Here is a 13,902-nt window from a genome sequence, read left to right on the forward strand (position 1 = left end):
GCGCCCGGGCTTTTCAGCTGCCGGTGGGCGCCCCGGCGACGCGGCGATCACCGCCGTTGCGGTCCTGCCATCGCCGGTAGACGTCGATCGCGTCGTTGCGGGCGTCGTGCCGCATGGGTAGCCGACGCTGATCCCAGGGCTTGGCGAATTCGTCGTAGAAGGTGTTGAGCTCGAAGTACTTCCGGTCGTCGACGTAGTACGGTTCGTAGGCCTCGCGGGTGGTCAGGAAGATGACCTCGTCGGGCGAGCAGTAGTACAGCGCACCCAGGCACATCGGGCACGGCGAGGCCAGCACGTAGATGCTGGTCCCGGTCAGGTGCTCAGTACCCAACGTGGTGCACGCCGCGCGGATGGCGAGGATCTCTGCGTGCGCAGTCGGATCGTTGGTCTGGGCGACCAGGTTCGGGCTCTCGGCCAGGATAGCGCCGTCCTTGACGATAACGGTGGCGAACGGGCGCCCGCCGTGCTCGACGTTGCGGCGCGCGAGATCAATGGTGTGTTGCGCGAAGTCCATTGCAGCTCCTCAAAATTGACGATCAGAAGGGTCTGGTGGGCAGGTACTTGCCGTCGAGGGTGATCACCGCGCGTTCGCCACCGTCGGGGTCGGGCACCTTACGCACATCAAGTTTGAAATTGATGGCGCTGATGATGCCGTCGCCGAATTGTTCGTGGACCAGCGCTTTGAGGGTCGTACCGTACACCTGCAGCATCTCGTAGAAGCGATAGATCGTCGGGTCTGTCGGGACCCCTGCGGGGATCGAGCCGCGCATCGGGATGGTCGCCAGCAGCGACGCCGCGTCTTCGCCCAGGCCCAGCAGCCCGGCCACCGCGGTGGCGGCCGCCTCGGGAAGGTGGTGCTGGCCCAGCACGGCGGCGGTGACGAAGGCCGTCGAATAGCCCGCGGCGTCGGCGATCTGCTGCCAGCTGAGGTTCTTGGCGATTTTTGCGTCGACGGCCGCGGCGGCCAGTGCCTGACGGGCGGCCGGGTCGAACTGTGCGTGCATCATGGATACCAGCCTGCATGGCCTGCAGCTATAGTGTCCAATACCTGAATTCGATGGCAGCGATTGGCGCTATCAATACATGGTCTGGGCGGTGGCGTGCACCATCGCCGCGAATTCTCGGGCGGCGGCCGGGTGGTACGCCGTAGCGCGCAGCAGCAGCTCCACGGTGCGGGTGGGCAGCGGGGGGACCAGCGGCACCGGATGCAGCTCGGGATGCTCGCGGGTGATTGCATCCGGAAGCACGGTGGCCAGCGCCCCACCCCGCACGGAGGCCAGTAGCGCGCTGATCGAATTGGCCTCGACTGCGGTGTGCGGCGCTACGCCGCGGTCGCTGAAGTAGGCGTCGATGTGCAGCCGGGTGGCGAAGTCGGCGCTGAGCAAGCCCAGCGGCTCGCGGGCCAGCCGGGCCACCGGCAGCGGCGCGGATCTGTCCGCAAACGGGTGCCCGGAGCCGACCACCAGGCTCAGCGTCTCGACGAACAGCGGCGCGTGGTCTATCCCCGTCGCGTGCGGGCCCGCGAAGGCGATGCCGAGGTCGAGCCGGTCGGCCAATAGGTCGGCCTCGATGCGGTCCTGGGTGTCCTCCCGGACGGTCAGCGTGATGCCGGGGTGCGCCGTGTGGAAGCGATGCACCAGCGGCCCGATCAGATAGGCGGTGAACGTCGGCGTCATCGCCACCCGCAGATGTCCGCGCGAGAGGTCCTGCACGTCGTGCACCGCGCGTTCGCCGGCGTCGAGATCCCGCAACGCCAGCCGCGCATGCTGGGCGTACGCCTCGCCGGCGTCGGTCAGCCGGACGGTACGACCCGAGCGGTCCAGCAGCACCACTGCCAGCGTGCGTTCGAGCTGCTTGATCTGCTGCGACAGGGTGGGCTGGGAAATGTGCAGCGCCTCGGCCGCGCGGGTGAAGTTGCCGTGGTCGGCCACCGCGAGCAGATATCGAATGTGCCGCAGCTCCATCGTCTGACTATAGGCATCATCAATCGATGTGATGGGTATTGCGTCTTGGACACTATCGCCGCCTGTCCGGCAGGCTGGTCGCATGACTCTGACGGAAGGATCCCGCCCGGACCGCCTGGTCGACGCCCTGCTCCCCGATGGCCGCCGGGTCGACCTGACGCTGCACGACGGGCGCATCACCACGATCGATCCGCACAACGTAGCCGCCACACCGGGCGGCAACGCCATCGCCTGCGGTGGCGCGTTGGTGCTGCCTGCCTTCGTCGATGGTCACTGCCATCTGGACAAGACCTTCATGGGCGCGTCGTGGCAGCCGCACCGGGTCGCGGGAACACTGCGCGAGCGCATCGCCAACGAGAAGGCGCTGCGCGCGCAGATCGAGGTTCCGGTTGCCGAGCGGGCGACGGCGTTGGCCAACCGGATGGTCGCGCTGGGCACCGGCCACATTCGCTCGCACGTCGACATCGATCTCGAGGCCGGGCTCACCGGACTGCATGCCCTGTTGGAAGTCCGTGCGGCCCTGCGTGATCGGATCTCGATCCAACTGGTCGCCTTCCCGCAAAGCGGTGTCGTCACCGCACCGGGGGTCGCCGAGCTGCTCGACGCCGCGCTCGCCGACGGCGCGGACCTGATCGGCGGGCTGGACCCGGCCGGCTTCGACGGCGACGTCGACGGCCAGCTGGATGTGGTGTTCGGCCTGGCCGACCGGCACGGCGCGGGCATCGACATCCACCTGCATGACCCCGGCACGCTGGGCACCGGCCAGCTGCGCGCCATCGCCGAGCGCACCCGCGCATTGGGTCTGGGCGGCAAGGTCACCGTCAGCCACGCCTACGCACTCGGTCAGGTCGACGACGACGAACTCGTCCGCACCGCAACCGCACTCGCCGCCGCTGGTGTCGCGATCATGACCAACGGGCCGGTCGGCACCACACCGCCGGTGCTACGGCTGCACGACCTCGGGGTCCGGATGTTCGCCGGCTCGGACAACATCCAAGACGCCTGGTGGCCCTACGGCACCGGCGACATGCTGGAGCGGGCCACCATCATCGGCTTGCAGGTCGGGGCCATGGCAGACGACGAGCTCTGCCACCTCGCCTCGCTGATCACCGACTCCGCCGCGGCCGCACTCGGCCTCCCCGATTACGGTCTGCGCCCCGGCTGCCGCGCCGACCTGGTCGTCGTGCCCGCGACGGGGGTACCCGAGGCGGTCGCCGGCCATCCCGCGCGGCGCTGGGTGCTGCACGGCGGGCATGTCGTCGCCGGGCCCTCAGGGCAGGGCCCGGGACAGCGATGACCCGCGCAGCACACCGGTGACGTGATCGACGGGTCGTCGCCGAGATTGCCGTCGGTCCATTCCAGGAACAGTGAGATCAGCGCGCATACGGCATTTTGGTGCGACCGGAGCCATCCGAGGGCACGGCGGCGGGTGCGCGAACGAATGGCGTTCTATACCGACTTCGCGGGAATCGATCGGCCCGCCTGACTCGCGCCGGCGCCAATCGTCTGCTGCCGACGAAGCACCGGCGGGTTCTTGGCGGCCGGAGACAAGCAATTGATGAGGTGAATTCCGTAGCGTTCTACACGTCGCACAAAGCGAAAAGCGGCAACAGCCGAATCATCTACGACAAGGAGCAACAAAATGGCAACCCCGAGTGTTTTCAACCTGGTTTCGAAGGTCCTCGACAGCACCAAGGAGTTCGTTGACGAGCTGCTGGAGAATGCCGAGAACCTCGAGACGGACCTGACCGACATCACCAAGGACACCAAGGACTCGAGCATCGAAGCACTCCGCGCTCGGGGGAAGGCGCTGAACGAGCAGATCGAGAAGCTCGCCAAGGTCGAGGAAGCCAAGAAGGCGAAGAAGGCCGCGAAATAGCACGGTCTTGATGCCAGGGCATCCGGCCCCACACGCGGCGATTGCGCCGCGGTGGGGCCGCGTGCTTTGCTAACCATCTAGCGCACAATCGAGGGTGAAATGAGCCGCAAACATCCCGGAGACCGCGGAAAAGCGAAACCGCCGCGCGAGGGTGATGCGCCGGAATTACTCACGACGTTGTCGAATGCCGCGACGGAGATGGCGAGCGTTATCGACCATGCGCGCAGCACCACCGACAGCTTGCGGCAGGCGATCGACCAGCTCCAGAAATCGGAGAATGCGGCTCAGCGCGCCTCATCCACCCCCGCTGCCGACAGCCCCGCATCATCGGTGCTGCCGCCCACCAACCCCCTCACCGACCTGCTGGGCCAGGTGCTCGGCACCGCCACCGGCGCTCGCCTCAACCCAGCGACCGCGGTGGCCGATAACCCTGTGCTGCAACCTCTCAACCCGCTGACCGACCTGCTGGGCCAGGTGCTCGGTACCGCGACCGGTGCCCGCGCCAACCTGCCGACCACGGTCGCCGACAGCCCCGCGTCATCGGTGCGGCCTCCCACCAATCTGCTGACCGACCTGCTGAACCAGATCGGCTCCGCCACCGGGACCCGCTCCACCACACCGGCAACGGGTGCGAGCGAACCCGCACCCGCCTCGGCACCGCCCACCAATGCCGTGACCGACCTGCTGGGCCAGGTGGTCAGCAACGTCGCCAAACCGGTCGTCAACCAGGCCGGCGAAGGGTTACGCCAAGCGACCGCACCGCTGGTCGGCATCAATGACGTCGTCAACAAGGTTGTCGGCACGGTGATGGGCACCGGTACCGGTGAAGACGCTGCGGCCCTGCGCAAGCGCGGCAAGGCCCTCATCCGGATCTCCTACAAGCCCGAATGCCAGCGACGCGACCTGCATCCGTCCTTCTCCCGCATACTCGACGAGCTGCTGCCGGATGAGGCACGCATCCTGCGTTTCTTGGGGGTCGCCGGAACGCAGCCCATGATTGACGTGCGGACCAAGACGCTGTTTCAGATCGGCTCGGAACTGCTGTTGGGGAGTGTCAGCATGGTGGCCCCGATGGCCGGATGCCATTGGCCCGACCGCGACCAGCACTACTTCGCCAACCTCAACCGGCTGGGACTGATCGAGCTGTCCCGCGAGCCGGTGGCCGACTACCGCCGCTATGCGCTGCTGGAGGTGCAGCCGACCGCCCTGCACGTCATCGAAAGTGTGCCCAAGTCGACCACGATCTACCGCAGTGTGGAGCTGACCGCGTTTGGTCGACAGTTTGTCGATGTCTGCATCGACACCGAGGGATACAGCGCGGGCGGCTGGAACGACAGCGGCCGGCAAGACAAGATCCGCGGCAAGGGCACCGAGGACCGGCGCAAGCAGTCCGCTTGAACGCTCGGCGTAAGCCGGCTACCCGGGTGAGCCGCTGAGATCGACGCTCAGATTGACACTGGACCCCGAAAACCACCGGTATTGCGCAATAATCACGTCGATCTCAGCGGTACAGCCGTGTGCAGCAGGTCAAGCCGGCGCCTCACCACCCGAACAGCAGCAGGTGGATTGCGCCGACCACCACGCCGAGCAGTCCGCCGTGCACGTAGAGCAACCAGGCATCCTGTTCGATGGCCGTGTAAAGCATTTCGCCGAACTCGGCCGGCGGCAGTTCGCGGAATTTGGTGGTCGCAAAGGCCTCGATCTTGGCCGCCTTGTCGTCGTTGAACTCCTTGGAGAAGAAGACTTCCGGAGCGAAATTGACGAACTGCTGGGTGGCGCCCTGCTGCAGGGAGTCCAGGTTGACCAGGCCCAGCGACTGGGCGACCGTGGCAGCCAGCGGCGTCAGGATGTCGGAGACCTCTTCGGCGACCACTTCCTCGATATAGGAGGCGGTCTTGTCGGCGCTGGTGCCGAACAGCAGTTCCCGCGCGAAGTTGGTGACGGTCAGCACCTCAGTGGACAGCATCCTGGCGAATTGCGCGGCCGCCTCGTGCTGACGTTTGGGCAGCAGCCCCTGCTTCCACAGATACCGGTACCGCGGCTGCGGCGTACCGGGTTCGAAAACCACCTTGATGGCAAGGATGTTGACGATCACGCCGATCAGTGCGGCGCCGCCCAACACCGTGAGCCACGACGGGATCGCGCTCAGAACCACCGGATGGTATTCCCGCACGAACGTCAAATAGAGCGCCAACGGAAACCCGAACAGAAACCCCAGGGCGCCGATGCGGACCATGAATTTCAGTTCCGGGCCGCCGAACCCCTTGAAGATGTCACACAGAATTCCCGGGTTGCGGCGCAGGAAATTGACCGTCATCAGCTTGACGTTGAGCAGGTCGTCGATGTGCTCGCCAATCCTGGCGAAGGCCCGCCGCGATATCGCCGGAAGCCGCTCTTCAATGGTGGCCAGCACCAGACTTCGGGCCGGGAAGGGCAGCAGCTGCCACAGCACGGAATGCTGGTTCTCCAGCACATCGGTGGCCAGCCGACGCACACTTGGTCGCGCCGCGTCGGCCAACTGTTCGGCCAGGACGTCGGGTTCGAGCTCCTGATAGAAGTCCGCGATGCTGCCGATCCGCGAGATCGACTTGTCCACGATCAAGCTGGCCATCTTCTCCGCGCGACAGGGAATGAAGCCCTGGAATCCCAGCACGCCGTCCGGGGCGAAGATCGGCAGGATCTGAACCTTGCGCGGCAGGAACGCGAAGATGGACTTGAGGCCGCGAACATGGAAGCCGGTGAAATGGACCGGGGCGAACAACATCAGCACCCCGGTCCAGTTGGTGATCAGGCCGGCGATCGCACTGAAGATCGGGATGCTGACGATGTCGATGACGAACTGGGATTGGCCGGTCAGCTCTTCCCAGTCGATCAACGATGATGCGGTGGCTACCTCTATCACGATGTCTCCGAGCGGCCGGGCGGACAGGGTTCGGTGCGGTCGTTGAGAACGTTACGAACCTCGAGCGGTTGCCGCGACGTTCTCGCAGGATCACGTTGAGGCGAACGTGTGTCTTGGCAGGACAAAACGGGGCGAGTCCCGGCGCTCAACCGGCGGTCGCGACCGATCAACCCGAGGTGCAGGCCCCGCAGCGGCATTCATCGCGCCGGCTAAACTCACGGCGTCCCCCGCCCCCGGAGAGGTGTTGAAAACCCCGGCGAAGCTGATCGGCTCCGGTGGGGTTCATGGCCCCGGAACGCGGCCAAACCGATTCCGGAACGCGGCAACCATGCGTTCGAGTGGATATCCGCGTCGTTTGATCGTGAGATGTCGGTGACTTTGAAATGACATGAATGCTGTGATCTTGAATCTCCACTCCAACGAAATTGTACCGGTGCAGTTCGTCTGACATGTACAGGCTCAGACGACCGGCGTTCGGTACTGCACGATGCAGAACTCGTTGTCTTCTGGATCCTTGAGCACGACAACCGTGCCTTCCCGGTATTCGTGACGCTCTCCAGTCTCCCTCCCCCCGAGTCCTATAACCCGGCGGATCGCCCCGTCGATGTCGCCGACGGTGATATCCATGTGGATGCGCACTTTGCCGCGTTTACGCTCGGCGACCGGCTGGAAGTTGATCCGCGGCTGATGGTCATGCCGCGACACCAACTGCATCCACCCTGGCAGACCAGGCTCCGCCTCGCGATTGAGCAAGGCGCCCCAGAATGCGGAGAGCCGGACGGGGTCAACACAATCGACCGTCACACCACTCCAATGAATTTGCATGCCTGATTCGATCACGTCTCATTTGGGATTGACCGCGCTACCCCGTCGTTGACGCCACCAAGCACCGCGCAAGGCGTTGCGGTCGCGCGCTCCTAGAGCTCGCACGACTGCCGGAAGCTCGGCGGAACCGAGAGGGATAGTGCTGGCCAGTCGGGAGCGACGTCCTCGGTGCATGACCTCCACCGATCCCGCGGCCCGAACACTAAACAGCCAGTCCGACGTGATCCCGTCGTGTCGATTGCATTTCGGGTCAGCGTGGGTTCCCATGGCCGACCGATGTTGGGGCAATACGCACAGGGATGTGTCGGAAGCCATTCAGGTTTGCCAATCCTCGAGATGTTGGGGTGCTGGCGAGTTGTAGGTCCGGGAATCGGTCGAACAGTGCCTGCAATGCGATGGCCGCCTCCATCCGGGCCAGGCTGGCACCGAGACAGGCGTGGACGCCGCTGCTGAAGGCCAGGTGGTCTTTCGCGTTGGCGCGGGTGATGTCGAATCGTTCGGGGTGCGGGAAGACCTCGGGGTCACGGTTTGCGCCGCCCAGTAGGAGTGCGACCGTTTCATGTGCGCCGAAGTGCTGGCCGGCGAACTCAAGGTCGCAGCCGGCGGTACGAGACGTCATCTGCACTGGACTGTCCAAGCGCAGGACTTCCTCGACTGCACCCGGCCATAGTTCGGGGTTGCCGCGCAGCATCGCCAATTGATCTGGATGCTGGACCAGCAGCACAACGGCGTTGCCGATCAGGTTGACTGTGGTCTCAAAACCCGCACCGGCCAACAAGACCGCAGTCGCGGTGAGTTCGCGGCGCGTGAGGTTTCCGTCGCGGACGATGTGGCTCAAGATGTCGTCACCGGGTTCGCGCTGCAGCCGATCGATATGATGGCCGAATTCCGTGTCACCTTCCTGCAGGGCGTCCATGGCACGTCGAAATATCTTCCAGGGCACACCGACATCCAGTAGTGGCGCACCCTTTTCGCCGCGGTCCAGCAATTGCGAGCGCACCTCTTCTGGCACACCGAGGACTTCGGCGATGATTTCTGCAGGTAATGGACCGGCGAAGTCGGCGACGAGGTCGGGGTTTCGGCTGGATGCCAGCCGATCCAGTAGCTCGTTGGTGACTTCGATGATTCGGGCGCGCAATCTGTCGATCGCGCGTGGGGTGAACGCGTGGGCAACAGGCTGACGGTAGCGGCTGTGCTCGGGCGGATCGACCTGAAGCATCGAGGGCGGGGCGGCCGGGTTGGGCAGTTGCGGATCGGTGCGGCCGATCAGCCAGGTGATGGGCTTAGGCAGCCCCATGTTGGCAGGTTTGGTGACTTTGAACCTGTTGTCCCGGAGGATGGCTCGGCATAGCTCGTGGTCTGCGGTCGCCGTTACGAATGGGGTGCGGTGCACCCGGCCGCGAGCGCGGATCTGCTCGATCAGCGCGCGGGGATCACCGCCACGCTGCGGCCCGACGAGTAGGCGGGCCAGCGGATCTGCGCGTCGGGCTTGTAGCGACAGCACCGCCCGCGGGACGCCTTGCAGTATCGCCCACTGAATCCAGATAGCAGTGCGCATTGTCGCCACCTCGTCGTCTGCGGTACCGCATCGGATCGATGCGATACGATTGAACGAAAATCGTTTCGTCGTTCTGGTTGTACTGTACGGCGACTCGGTCGATCGGACAAGGAGGTGTGCGTCCTCGTGAACCGCACAGCAGAGCTCATGCGGCAAATAACCGCACCGGATCCGGCGGCTCTGGCCCTGCTCAGCGAGGCCGACGAGATCACCCAACGCATCCTGCGCACCGCGCAGGAAGAGTTCGAACTCGTCGGCATCCGCCGCACCACCATCGAAGACATCGCCCGCCGGTGTGGCGTCGGAAAAGCCACCCTTTATCGGCGCTTTCCGACCAAAGACGCCGTCGTCGACGCCGTCGTACTGAGCGAGGTTCAGCGCTATCTGGATGGCAACACAGCGGCCCGTTCACATGGCAACACCTTTGAAGAGCGGCTGATCAACGGCGTGGTCTTCACCGTGGGGTTCTTGCGCAACAACGCGTTGCTCAACAAATTGATGTCGACCGAACCCGAGACCTTGCTGCGCAGCCTCACCGTGGATGCCGGTCCCATCATCGACTGGGCGAGCGAGTCGTCGGCGGCGCTACTGGCGGCCGAGCTTTTCCCCGGTTCCACGCCAACAGAAGCCCAACAGCGCAACTTGCGCACCGCTGGCGAACTGCAAACCCGCCTAGTGCTGTCGTTTATGCTGACCCCGCACTCCACCATCGACATGGCGACACAAGCCGCGGTGCGCGCCTACGTATTCGACTTCATCCTCCCGTTGATAACGGGTTGGAACCGCCCACGAAACGGAACCGGCCCAGAAAGCGACCCAGGTTCGCGCGATGGCCCCAGTGCCGCCGAATCACCGCTCACCGACTAGCATGAATTGTCCCACGGGTTTTCAACACCTACCGCCCCCGGGGACGTGTCTAAAATCCCGACGCTGCTGATCAGCCCTGATGCTGCTCGCGTACCCGGAACGCGACTACACCGATTTCGGAACGCGCCCGAGCGCGGCTGCTCAGACACGCATTACCCTGATCCATTTTGGCGCGAGCTACGCCATCGCGATTACCCGACAAAACGAGACGCACCTCGATTCCGGAAGACGCCCAAACCCCGGGCCAGCGCTTAGCGATGGTTATCCGTCGCTGTGGCGACGCGGCGGACGATGTCCTGAGTATGGTGCTCCAGGCGCGGAAGGAGCCGCTCGGCCACATCGACAGCGGCGGGACTGTCGATGCCCGCGAGTACGGAACGGAACACCTCTGGCGCGGCGGCCGCCATGTCGGCGGCACGGGCTAGTCGCTCGGTGCGGTCGAGCTTCATCTCGTCAGCGTGACGTTCGAAGTTCCTCTTGAGAACCTGGCCGAACTTGCGTCGCCCGCCAATCGACATGGCCACCGCGGACAGGTCGTAGCCGCCCGCACGCGGTTGGTAGGCCAGCGCCGAAGACAGGTCGTAAAGCGGCGCCATGCGGGGTCTACCCCTAGGTGGATACAGCAGCGCGAAGTTTTTCGCATGCGCGTCGGGTGCACCGACGACGTAGTTGAACAGCACGGCGTCAGAGAAGCGGCGAACGTCCTGTTCCGCGCGTGCCGATTCGCGCCGCAACATCGCCGCCAGCTCAGCGGTGCGTGGCCCGTTGCGTTCTTCGTACTTGTTTGCCGGCATGCGCCCCATGGCCTGACAGAAGTCGACCTGGTGGAGGCGGTGCACCGCGGAAGTCGGATCGTGGTAGCGATCGAATCGGGTGATGACGATCGCGGTTTCGCCTGCGAAGTCGGCCAGCTCGGTCGCCGCGACAATCAGCCCGAGCCGTGCGGCGACCTGCATCGTCGCGTATTCCAGCACGGCCTGATGCATGAGCCGGGTAACGCCAGGTTTGACGATGTGGGTCGACGCGGCTGCCCCGCGCGCCTCATGCCACCGGTCGCCCAGGCGCGCCAGGGTGAATTTCTCCTGCGCGCCCGGCAGGCTCCAGTGCTCGTCGGGCAGTGTCCAGGACGCCCCCCTGGCGCGTAGGGTGGCAACTCGTTCGCCGATCTCGGTGTCGCTGACCGGCCGGTAGTCGCCTGCTCGCTGGGCGAGTTCGTCCAGTGCGTGTTCGTGGGCAAATTGGACGGCGCCGACGCAGTCCCTGCCCATCGCGGCGAGCAGGTCGAACGCGGTCTCGCTGGTCTTCAATTCGGACGCCCAGACCGCACGTACGGCGGGGTTTTCGGGCAGGAGGCCTTCGACGTAGGCCGCGACTGCCTGGTGCCCGAACCGGGTGTCGCTGATCGGCAGTGCCGGACTCAATGGGACCCGGCCGGTGCTGCGGTAGTTTTCTCGGTAGGCAAAGGCGTACTGGCCCAGACGGTTTCGAAACCAGTCGCCGACGATCTGGCCTCGCAGCAGCACGGCTAGCTGGTCAGTCATCGAAGATCGACTCGAATACGGACTGGGCCGCGCGGTCCTCGGGCGTGTCCTGGCTGGGGGCAAGTGTCATCGTCAGACCCAGCGCCGTGATAACACGGAAGACGGTGTCCATTTCCGCGGTTCCGTGGCCGGCCTCCAGTCTGATCAACCAACCGCGCGACACCTGCGCTCGACCGGCAAGCCCAGTCTGGGTGAGGCCCTGTCGGCGGCGTTCCTCGCGCAGCGCGCGGCCTAGCCGGCGGGGTTCGCTGATCTCGTACACAAATGTCATCGTACGCGAACACATCGACAACGTCATCGGACGATGACATTTATTGAGTGCCTTTGCTCGATGACATTCTTCGCCGCGCACCGGCCATCAGGCGGCACGGCGTGGTGATCGGATTCGCCTTGGGCCGCAACGCCATCGCCGCATACATCCACCAATGACAACACCAACCCAGAGCCGCCCGAACACCCCAACCGGATCCGTCTGCCCTCCGGCCGGCCCTATGGGCCCCACAGGGCACGGCAGGCGCACACGTATCACCAGCAACATCGCGACACCCGACCGAACACCCCGCCCGACCGAACAGCGAGCGCCCGCAGGCATCCACTAGAGTTTTCAACACCTAATCCAACAGGTTCCCCGCCCCCGGGGACGTGTTGAAAACCCCAGTACCGCTCATAAGCATCGGTGATGTTCATAGACGCGGAACGCAGATTGGTCAGATCCGGAACGCGCCGACGACCGCATCCGCGTTAAGATTCCCCGGGGCTCGGCCAACAAGCGCCCCAAAGCCAGCTTCAGATGGCTCGGGTCTATCCGATATTCGGTGTAAGTGGCGTTTCTCGGATTTTTCTTCGGTCAGCGTTCTTCAGCGACTGGCATGCGATCGGCGAACGTGATCGCCAGGGCGTTGAGCGCCGGCTTCCAGCGTATAGCCCACTTCGTCTGCCCGGTACCCTTGGGATCCAGTGACCGGGTCACCAGGTAGAGCGTCTTGAGGGCGGCCTGCTCGTTCGGGAAGTGCCCACGTGCCCGCACCGCCCGCCGGTAGCGTGCGTTGAGGCTCTCAATTGCGTTGGTGGAGCACAGCACTCGCCTGATCTCGACGTCGTAGTCCAAGAACGGGATGAACTCGTCCCACGCGTTGTCCCACAACCGCTTGATCGCCGGGTAGGGCTTGCCCCATTTCTCGGCGAACTCCTCGTAGCGCAACCGGGCCTCGGTCGCACTGGCCGCGGTGTAGACCGGCTTGAGATCGGCGCTGATCTTGTCCCAGTACTTGCGTGAGGCGTAGCGGAAGGTGTTGCGGATCAGGTGGATGATGCAGGTTTGCACCGTGGCCAGCGGGAACGCCGCAGACACGCTGTCGGGCAACCCTTTTAGGCCGTCGCAGACCAGGAAGAAGATGTCCTTGACACCACGATTCTTCAAGTCGGTCAGCACAGCCAGCCAGAACTTCGCCGACTCCCCGTCGCCGTCGCCGGCCCACATCCCCAGGATGTCCTTGTTGCCGTCGAGGTCCACGCCGATCGCGGCGTAGATCGGCCGGTTGCGGACCTGCCCGTCGCGGATCTTGACCATGATCGCGTCGATGAACACCGCCGCGTACACCCTCTCCAGCGGCCTCGACCACCACGTGGTCATCTCCTCGATCACCCGGTCGGTGATCCGCGAGACGGTGTCCTTGGACACCGAGGCCCCGTAGACATCGGCGAAGTGAGCCGAAATCTCACCTGTGGTAAGGCCTTTGGCGTACAGCGACAACACCACCCGATCCACGTCGGAGACCCGCCGTTTGCGCTTGCCGACGATCACCGGCTCGAAGGTCCCGTTGCGGTCGCGGGGCACCTCGATCTCGACCTGACCACACGCATCGGTGAGCACCTTCTTGCAGCGTGCACCGTTACGGGAGTTCCCGCTGCCACGCCCAACCGCGGCATACTTGTCGTAACCGAGGTGCTCGGTCATCTCCTCGTCCAGCGCCGCTTCGAGCACCGTCTTGATCAGCGCCTTGAGCAACCCGTCCGGACCGGTCAACGCGACCCCCTCAGCGCGCGCCTGGAGGACCAGATCGCCCACCAGCACCCGCTCAGCCTGCGACAGATCACGGGCCGCCACGGCCGCCACATCCACGCTCTGGCCAGCTTGGGCTGGCTGCTTCACCTGGGCATCCATACCCTTGAGTGTGTTCGACATCACAGTGATTCCTTCTGCCCCACGCCGGGGCGGTTGAAACCACTTACACCGAATCAGCGACAGTCCCGATGGCTCAGCGCGTGCGCGACCTGGTTGACGATGAGGCCCAACCGTTCCCCGTGGCTCAACTGTCTTGTCGCGGTTGCGGCTGCGTCCCCGAACGCGGTCCGTCGAAGGGCAG

General features: G+C 64.8%; 13 protein-coding genes. 4 read left to right on the forward strand and 9 right to left on the reverse strand.

From position 1 onward, the window contains the following. Nucleotides 1-13 precede the first annotated feature (13 nt). From AC5Y36_RS00080 to cynR, 3 genes are all read right to left on the reverse strand, one after another. Nucleotides 14-514 carry a nucleoside deaminase gene (locus tag AC5Y36_RS00080; RefSeq protein WP_500038834.1) on the reverse strand — a complete coding sequence of 167 codons (501 nt, stop codon included), beginning with the start codon at nucleotides 512-514 and terminating at the stop codon, nucleotides 14-16. Between the two features lie 22 nt (nucleotides 515-536). Further along, a complete protein-coding gene (gene cynS, locus AC5Y36_RS00085) occupies nucleotides 537-1,007 on the reverse strand; it encodes a cyanase (RefSeq protein ID WP_500038835.1) in 471 nt (156 codons plus the stop codon). 69 nt (nucleotides 1,008-1,076) lie between these two features. Further along, nucleotides 1,077-1,964, reverse strand: a complete 888-nt coding sequence (gene cynR, locus AC5Y36_RS00090) for a transcriptional regulator CynR (protein ID WP_500038836.1) — start codon at nucleotides 1,962-1,964, stop codon at nucleotides 1,077-1,079. An 82-nt stretch (nucleotides 1,965-2,046) separates the two neighbouring features. Between cynR and AC5Y36_RS00095 the strand changes: the two genes are divergently transcribed. From AC5Y36_RS00095 to AC5Y36_RS00105, 3 genes are all read left to right on the forward strand, one after another. Then, nucleotides 2,047-3,261: an amidohydrolase family protein gene (locus AC5Y36_RS00095; protein WP_500038837.1), complete on the forward strand. Its 1,215-nt coding sequence runs from the start codon at nucleotides 2,047-2,049 to the stop codon at nucleotides 3,259-3,261. A gap of 345 nt (nucleotides 3,262-3,606) precedes the next feature. Next, nucleotides 3,607-3,843 carry a hypothetical protein gene (locus AC5Y36_RS00100; protein WP_500038838.1) on the forward strand — a complete coding sequence of 79 codons (237 nt, stop codon included), beginning with the start codon at nucleotides 3,607-3,609 and terminating at the stop codon, nucleotides 3,841-3,843. 99 nt (nucleotides 3,844-3,942) lie between these two features. Continuing rightward, entirely contained in the window at nucleotides 3,943-5,241 is a 1,299-nt protein-coding gene (locus AC5Y36_RS00105) for an Abi-alpha family protein (RefSeq protein WP_500038839.1), read from the forward strand. A gap of 142 nt (nucleotides 5,242-5,383) precedes the next feature. Here the strand turns inward: AC5Y36_RS00105 and AC5Y36_RS00110 are convergent, their stop codons facing one another. The 3 genes from AC5Y36_RS00110 to AC5Y36_RS00120 all read right to left on the reverse strand — a co-directional run bounded on the left by AC5Y36_RS00110 (nucleotide 5,384) and on the right by AC5Y36_RS00120 (nucleotide 9,128). Beyond that, nucleotides 5,384-6,745: a hypothetical protein gene (locus tag AC5Y36_RS00110; protein WP_500038840.1), complete on the reverse strand. Its 1,362-nt coding sequence runs from the start codon at nucleotides 6,743-6,745 to the stop codon at nucleotides 5,384-5,386. A gap of 459 nt (nucleotides 6,746-7,204) precedes the next feature. Beyond that, the gene (locus AC5Y36_RS00115; protein WP_500038841.1) at nucleotides 7,205-7,585 is read right to left on the reverse strand and encodes a VOC family protein; all 381 of its coding nucleotides are present in this window, start codon (nucleotides 7,583-7,585) and stop codon (nucleotides 7,205-7,207) included. A gap of 235 nt (nucleotides 7,586-7,820) precedes the next feature. Beyond that, a complete protein-coding gene (locus AC5Y36_RS00120; RefSeq protein WP_500039106.1) occupies nucleotides 7,821-9,128 on the reverse strand; it encodes a cytochrome P450 in 1,308 nt (435 codons plus the stop codon). A gap of 147 nt (nucleotides 9,129-9,275) precedes the next feature. Between AC5Y36_RS00120 and AC5Y36_RS00125 the strand changes: the two genes are divergently transcribed. After that, on the forward strand, nucleotides 9,276-9,995 hold the full coding sequence (locus tag AC5Y36_RS00125) for a TetR/AcrR family transcriptional regulator (RefSeq protein ID WP_500039107.1): 720 nt from the start codon (nucleotides 9,276-9,278) through the stop codon (nucleotides 9,993-9,995). A gap of 251 nt (nucleotides 9,996-10,246) precedes the next feature. On the opposite strand, the gene AC5Y36_RS00130 is transcribed toward AC5Y36_RS00125, so the two are convergent. The 3 genes from AC5Y36_RS00130 to AC5Y36_RS00140 all read right to left on the reverse strand — a co-directional run bounded on the left by AC5Y36_RS00130 (nucleotide 10,247) and on the right by AC5Y36_RS00140 (nucleotide 13,700). Next, nucleotides 10,247-11,536: a type II toxin-antitoxin system HipA family toxin gene (locus tag AC5Y36_RS00130; RefSeq protein ID WP_500038842.1), complete on the reverse strand. Its 1,290-nt coding sequence runs from the start codon at nucleotides 11,534-11,536 to the stop codon at nucleotides 10,247-10,249. Next, nucleotides 11,529-11,798, reverse strand: coding sequence for a helix-turn-helix domain-containing protein (locus tag AC5Y36_RS00135; RefSeq protein ID WP_500038843.1), 270 nt, complete (start codon nucleotides 11,796-11,798; stop codon nucleotides 11,529-11,531). The genes AC5Y36_RS00130 and AC5Y36_RS00135 overlap by 8 nt, the downstream gene beginning before the upstream one ends. A 585-nt stretch (nucleotides 11,799-12,383) precedes the next feature. Then, nucleotides 12,384-13,700, reverse strand: coding sequence for an IS256 family transposase (locus tag AC5Y36_RS00140; RefSeq protein WP_500039108.1), 1,317 nt, complete (start codon nucleotides 13,698-13,700; stop codon nucleotides 12,384-12,386). Between the last annotated feature and the right edge of the window lie 202 nt (nucleotides 13,701-13,902).

It is taken from the genome of Mycobacterium sp. NGS50 (assembly GCF_059812545.1).

Excerpts from the sequence above, each read along its gene's own strand:
- AC5Y36_RS00080 (WP_500038834.1), bottom strand. The coding sequence starts at position 514 with ATGGACTTCGCGCAACACACCATTGATCTCGCGCGCCGCAACGTCGAG.
- cynS (WP_500038835.1), bottom strand. The coding sequence starts at position 1,007 with ATGATGCACGCACAGTTCGACCCGGCCGCCCGTCAGGCACTGGCCGCC.
- cynR (WP_500038836.1), bottom strand. The coding sequence starts at position 1,964 with ATGGAGCTGCGGCACATTCGATATCTGCTCGCGGTGGCCGACCACGGC.
- AC5Y36_RS00095 (WP_500038837.1), top strand. The coding sequence starts at position 2,047 with ATGACTCTGACGGAAGGATCCCGCCCGGACCGCCTGGTCGACGCCCTG.
- AC5Y36_RS00100 (WP_500038838.1), top strand. The coding sequence starts at position 3,607 with ATGGCAACCCCGAGTGTTTTCAACCTGGTTTCGAAGGTCCTCGACAGC.
- AC5Y36_RS00105 (WP_500038839.1), top strand. The coding sequence starts at position 3,943 with ATGAGCCGCAAACATCCCGGAGACCGCGGAAAAGCGAAACCGCCGCGC.
- AC5Y36_RS00120 (WP_500039106.1), bottom strand. The coding sequence starts at position 9,128 with ATGCGCACTGCTATCTGGATTCAGTGGGCGATACTGCAAGGCGTCCCG.
- AC5Y36_RS00125 (WP_500039107.1), top strand. The coding sequence starts at position 9,276 with ATGCGGCAAATAACCGCACCGGATCCGGCGGCTCTGGCCCTGCTCAGC.
- AC5Y36_RS00130 (WP_500038842.1), bottom strand. The coding sequence starts at position 11,536 with ATGACTGACCAGCTAGCCGTGCTGCTGCGAGGCCAGATCGTCGGCGAC.
- AC5Y36_RS00140 (WP_500039108.1), bottom strand. The coding sequence starts at position 13,700 with ATGGATGCCCAGGTGAAGCAGCCAGCCCAAGCTGGCCAGAGCGTGGAT.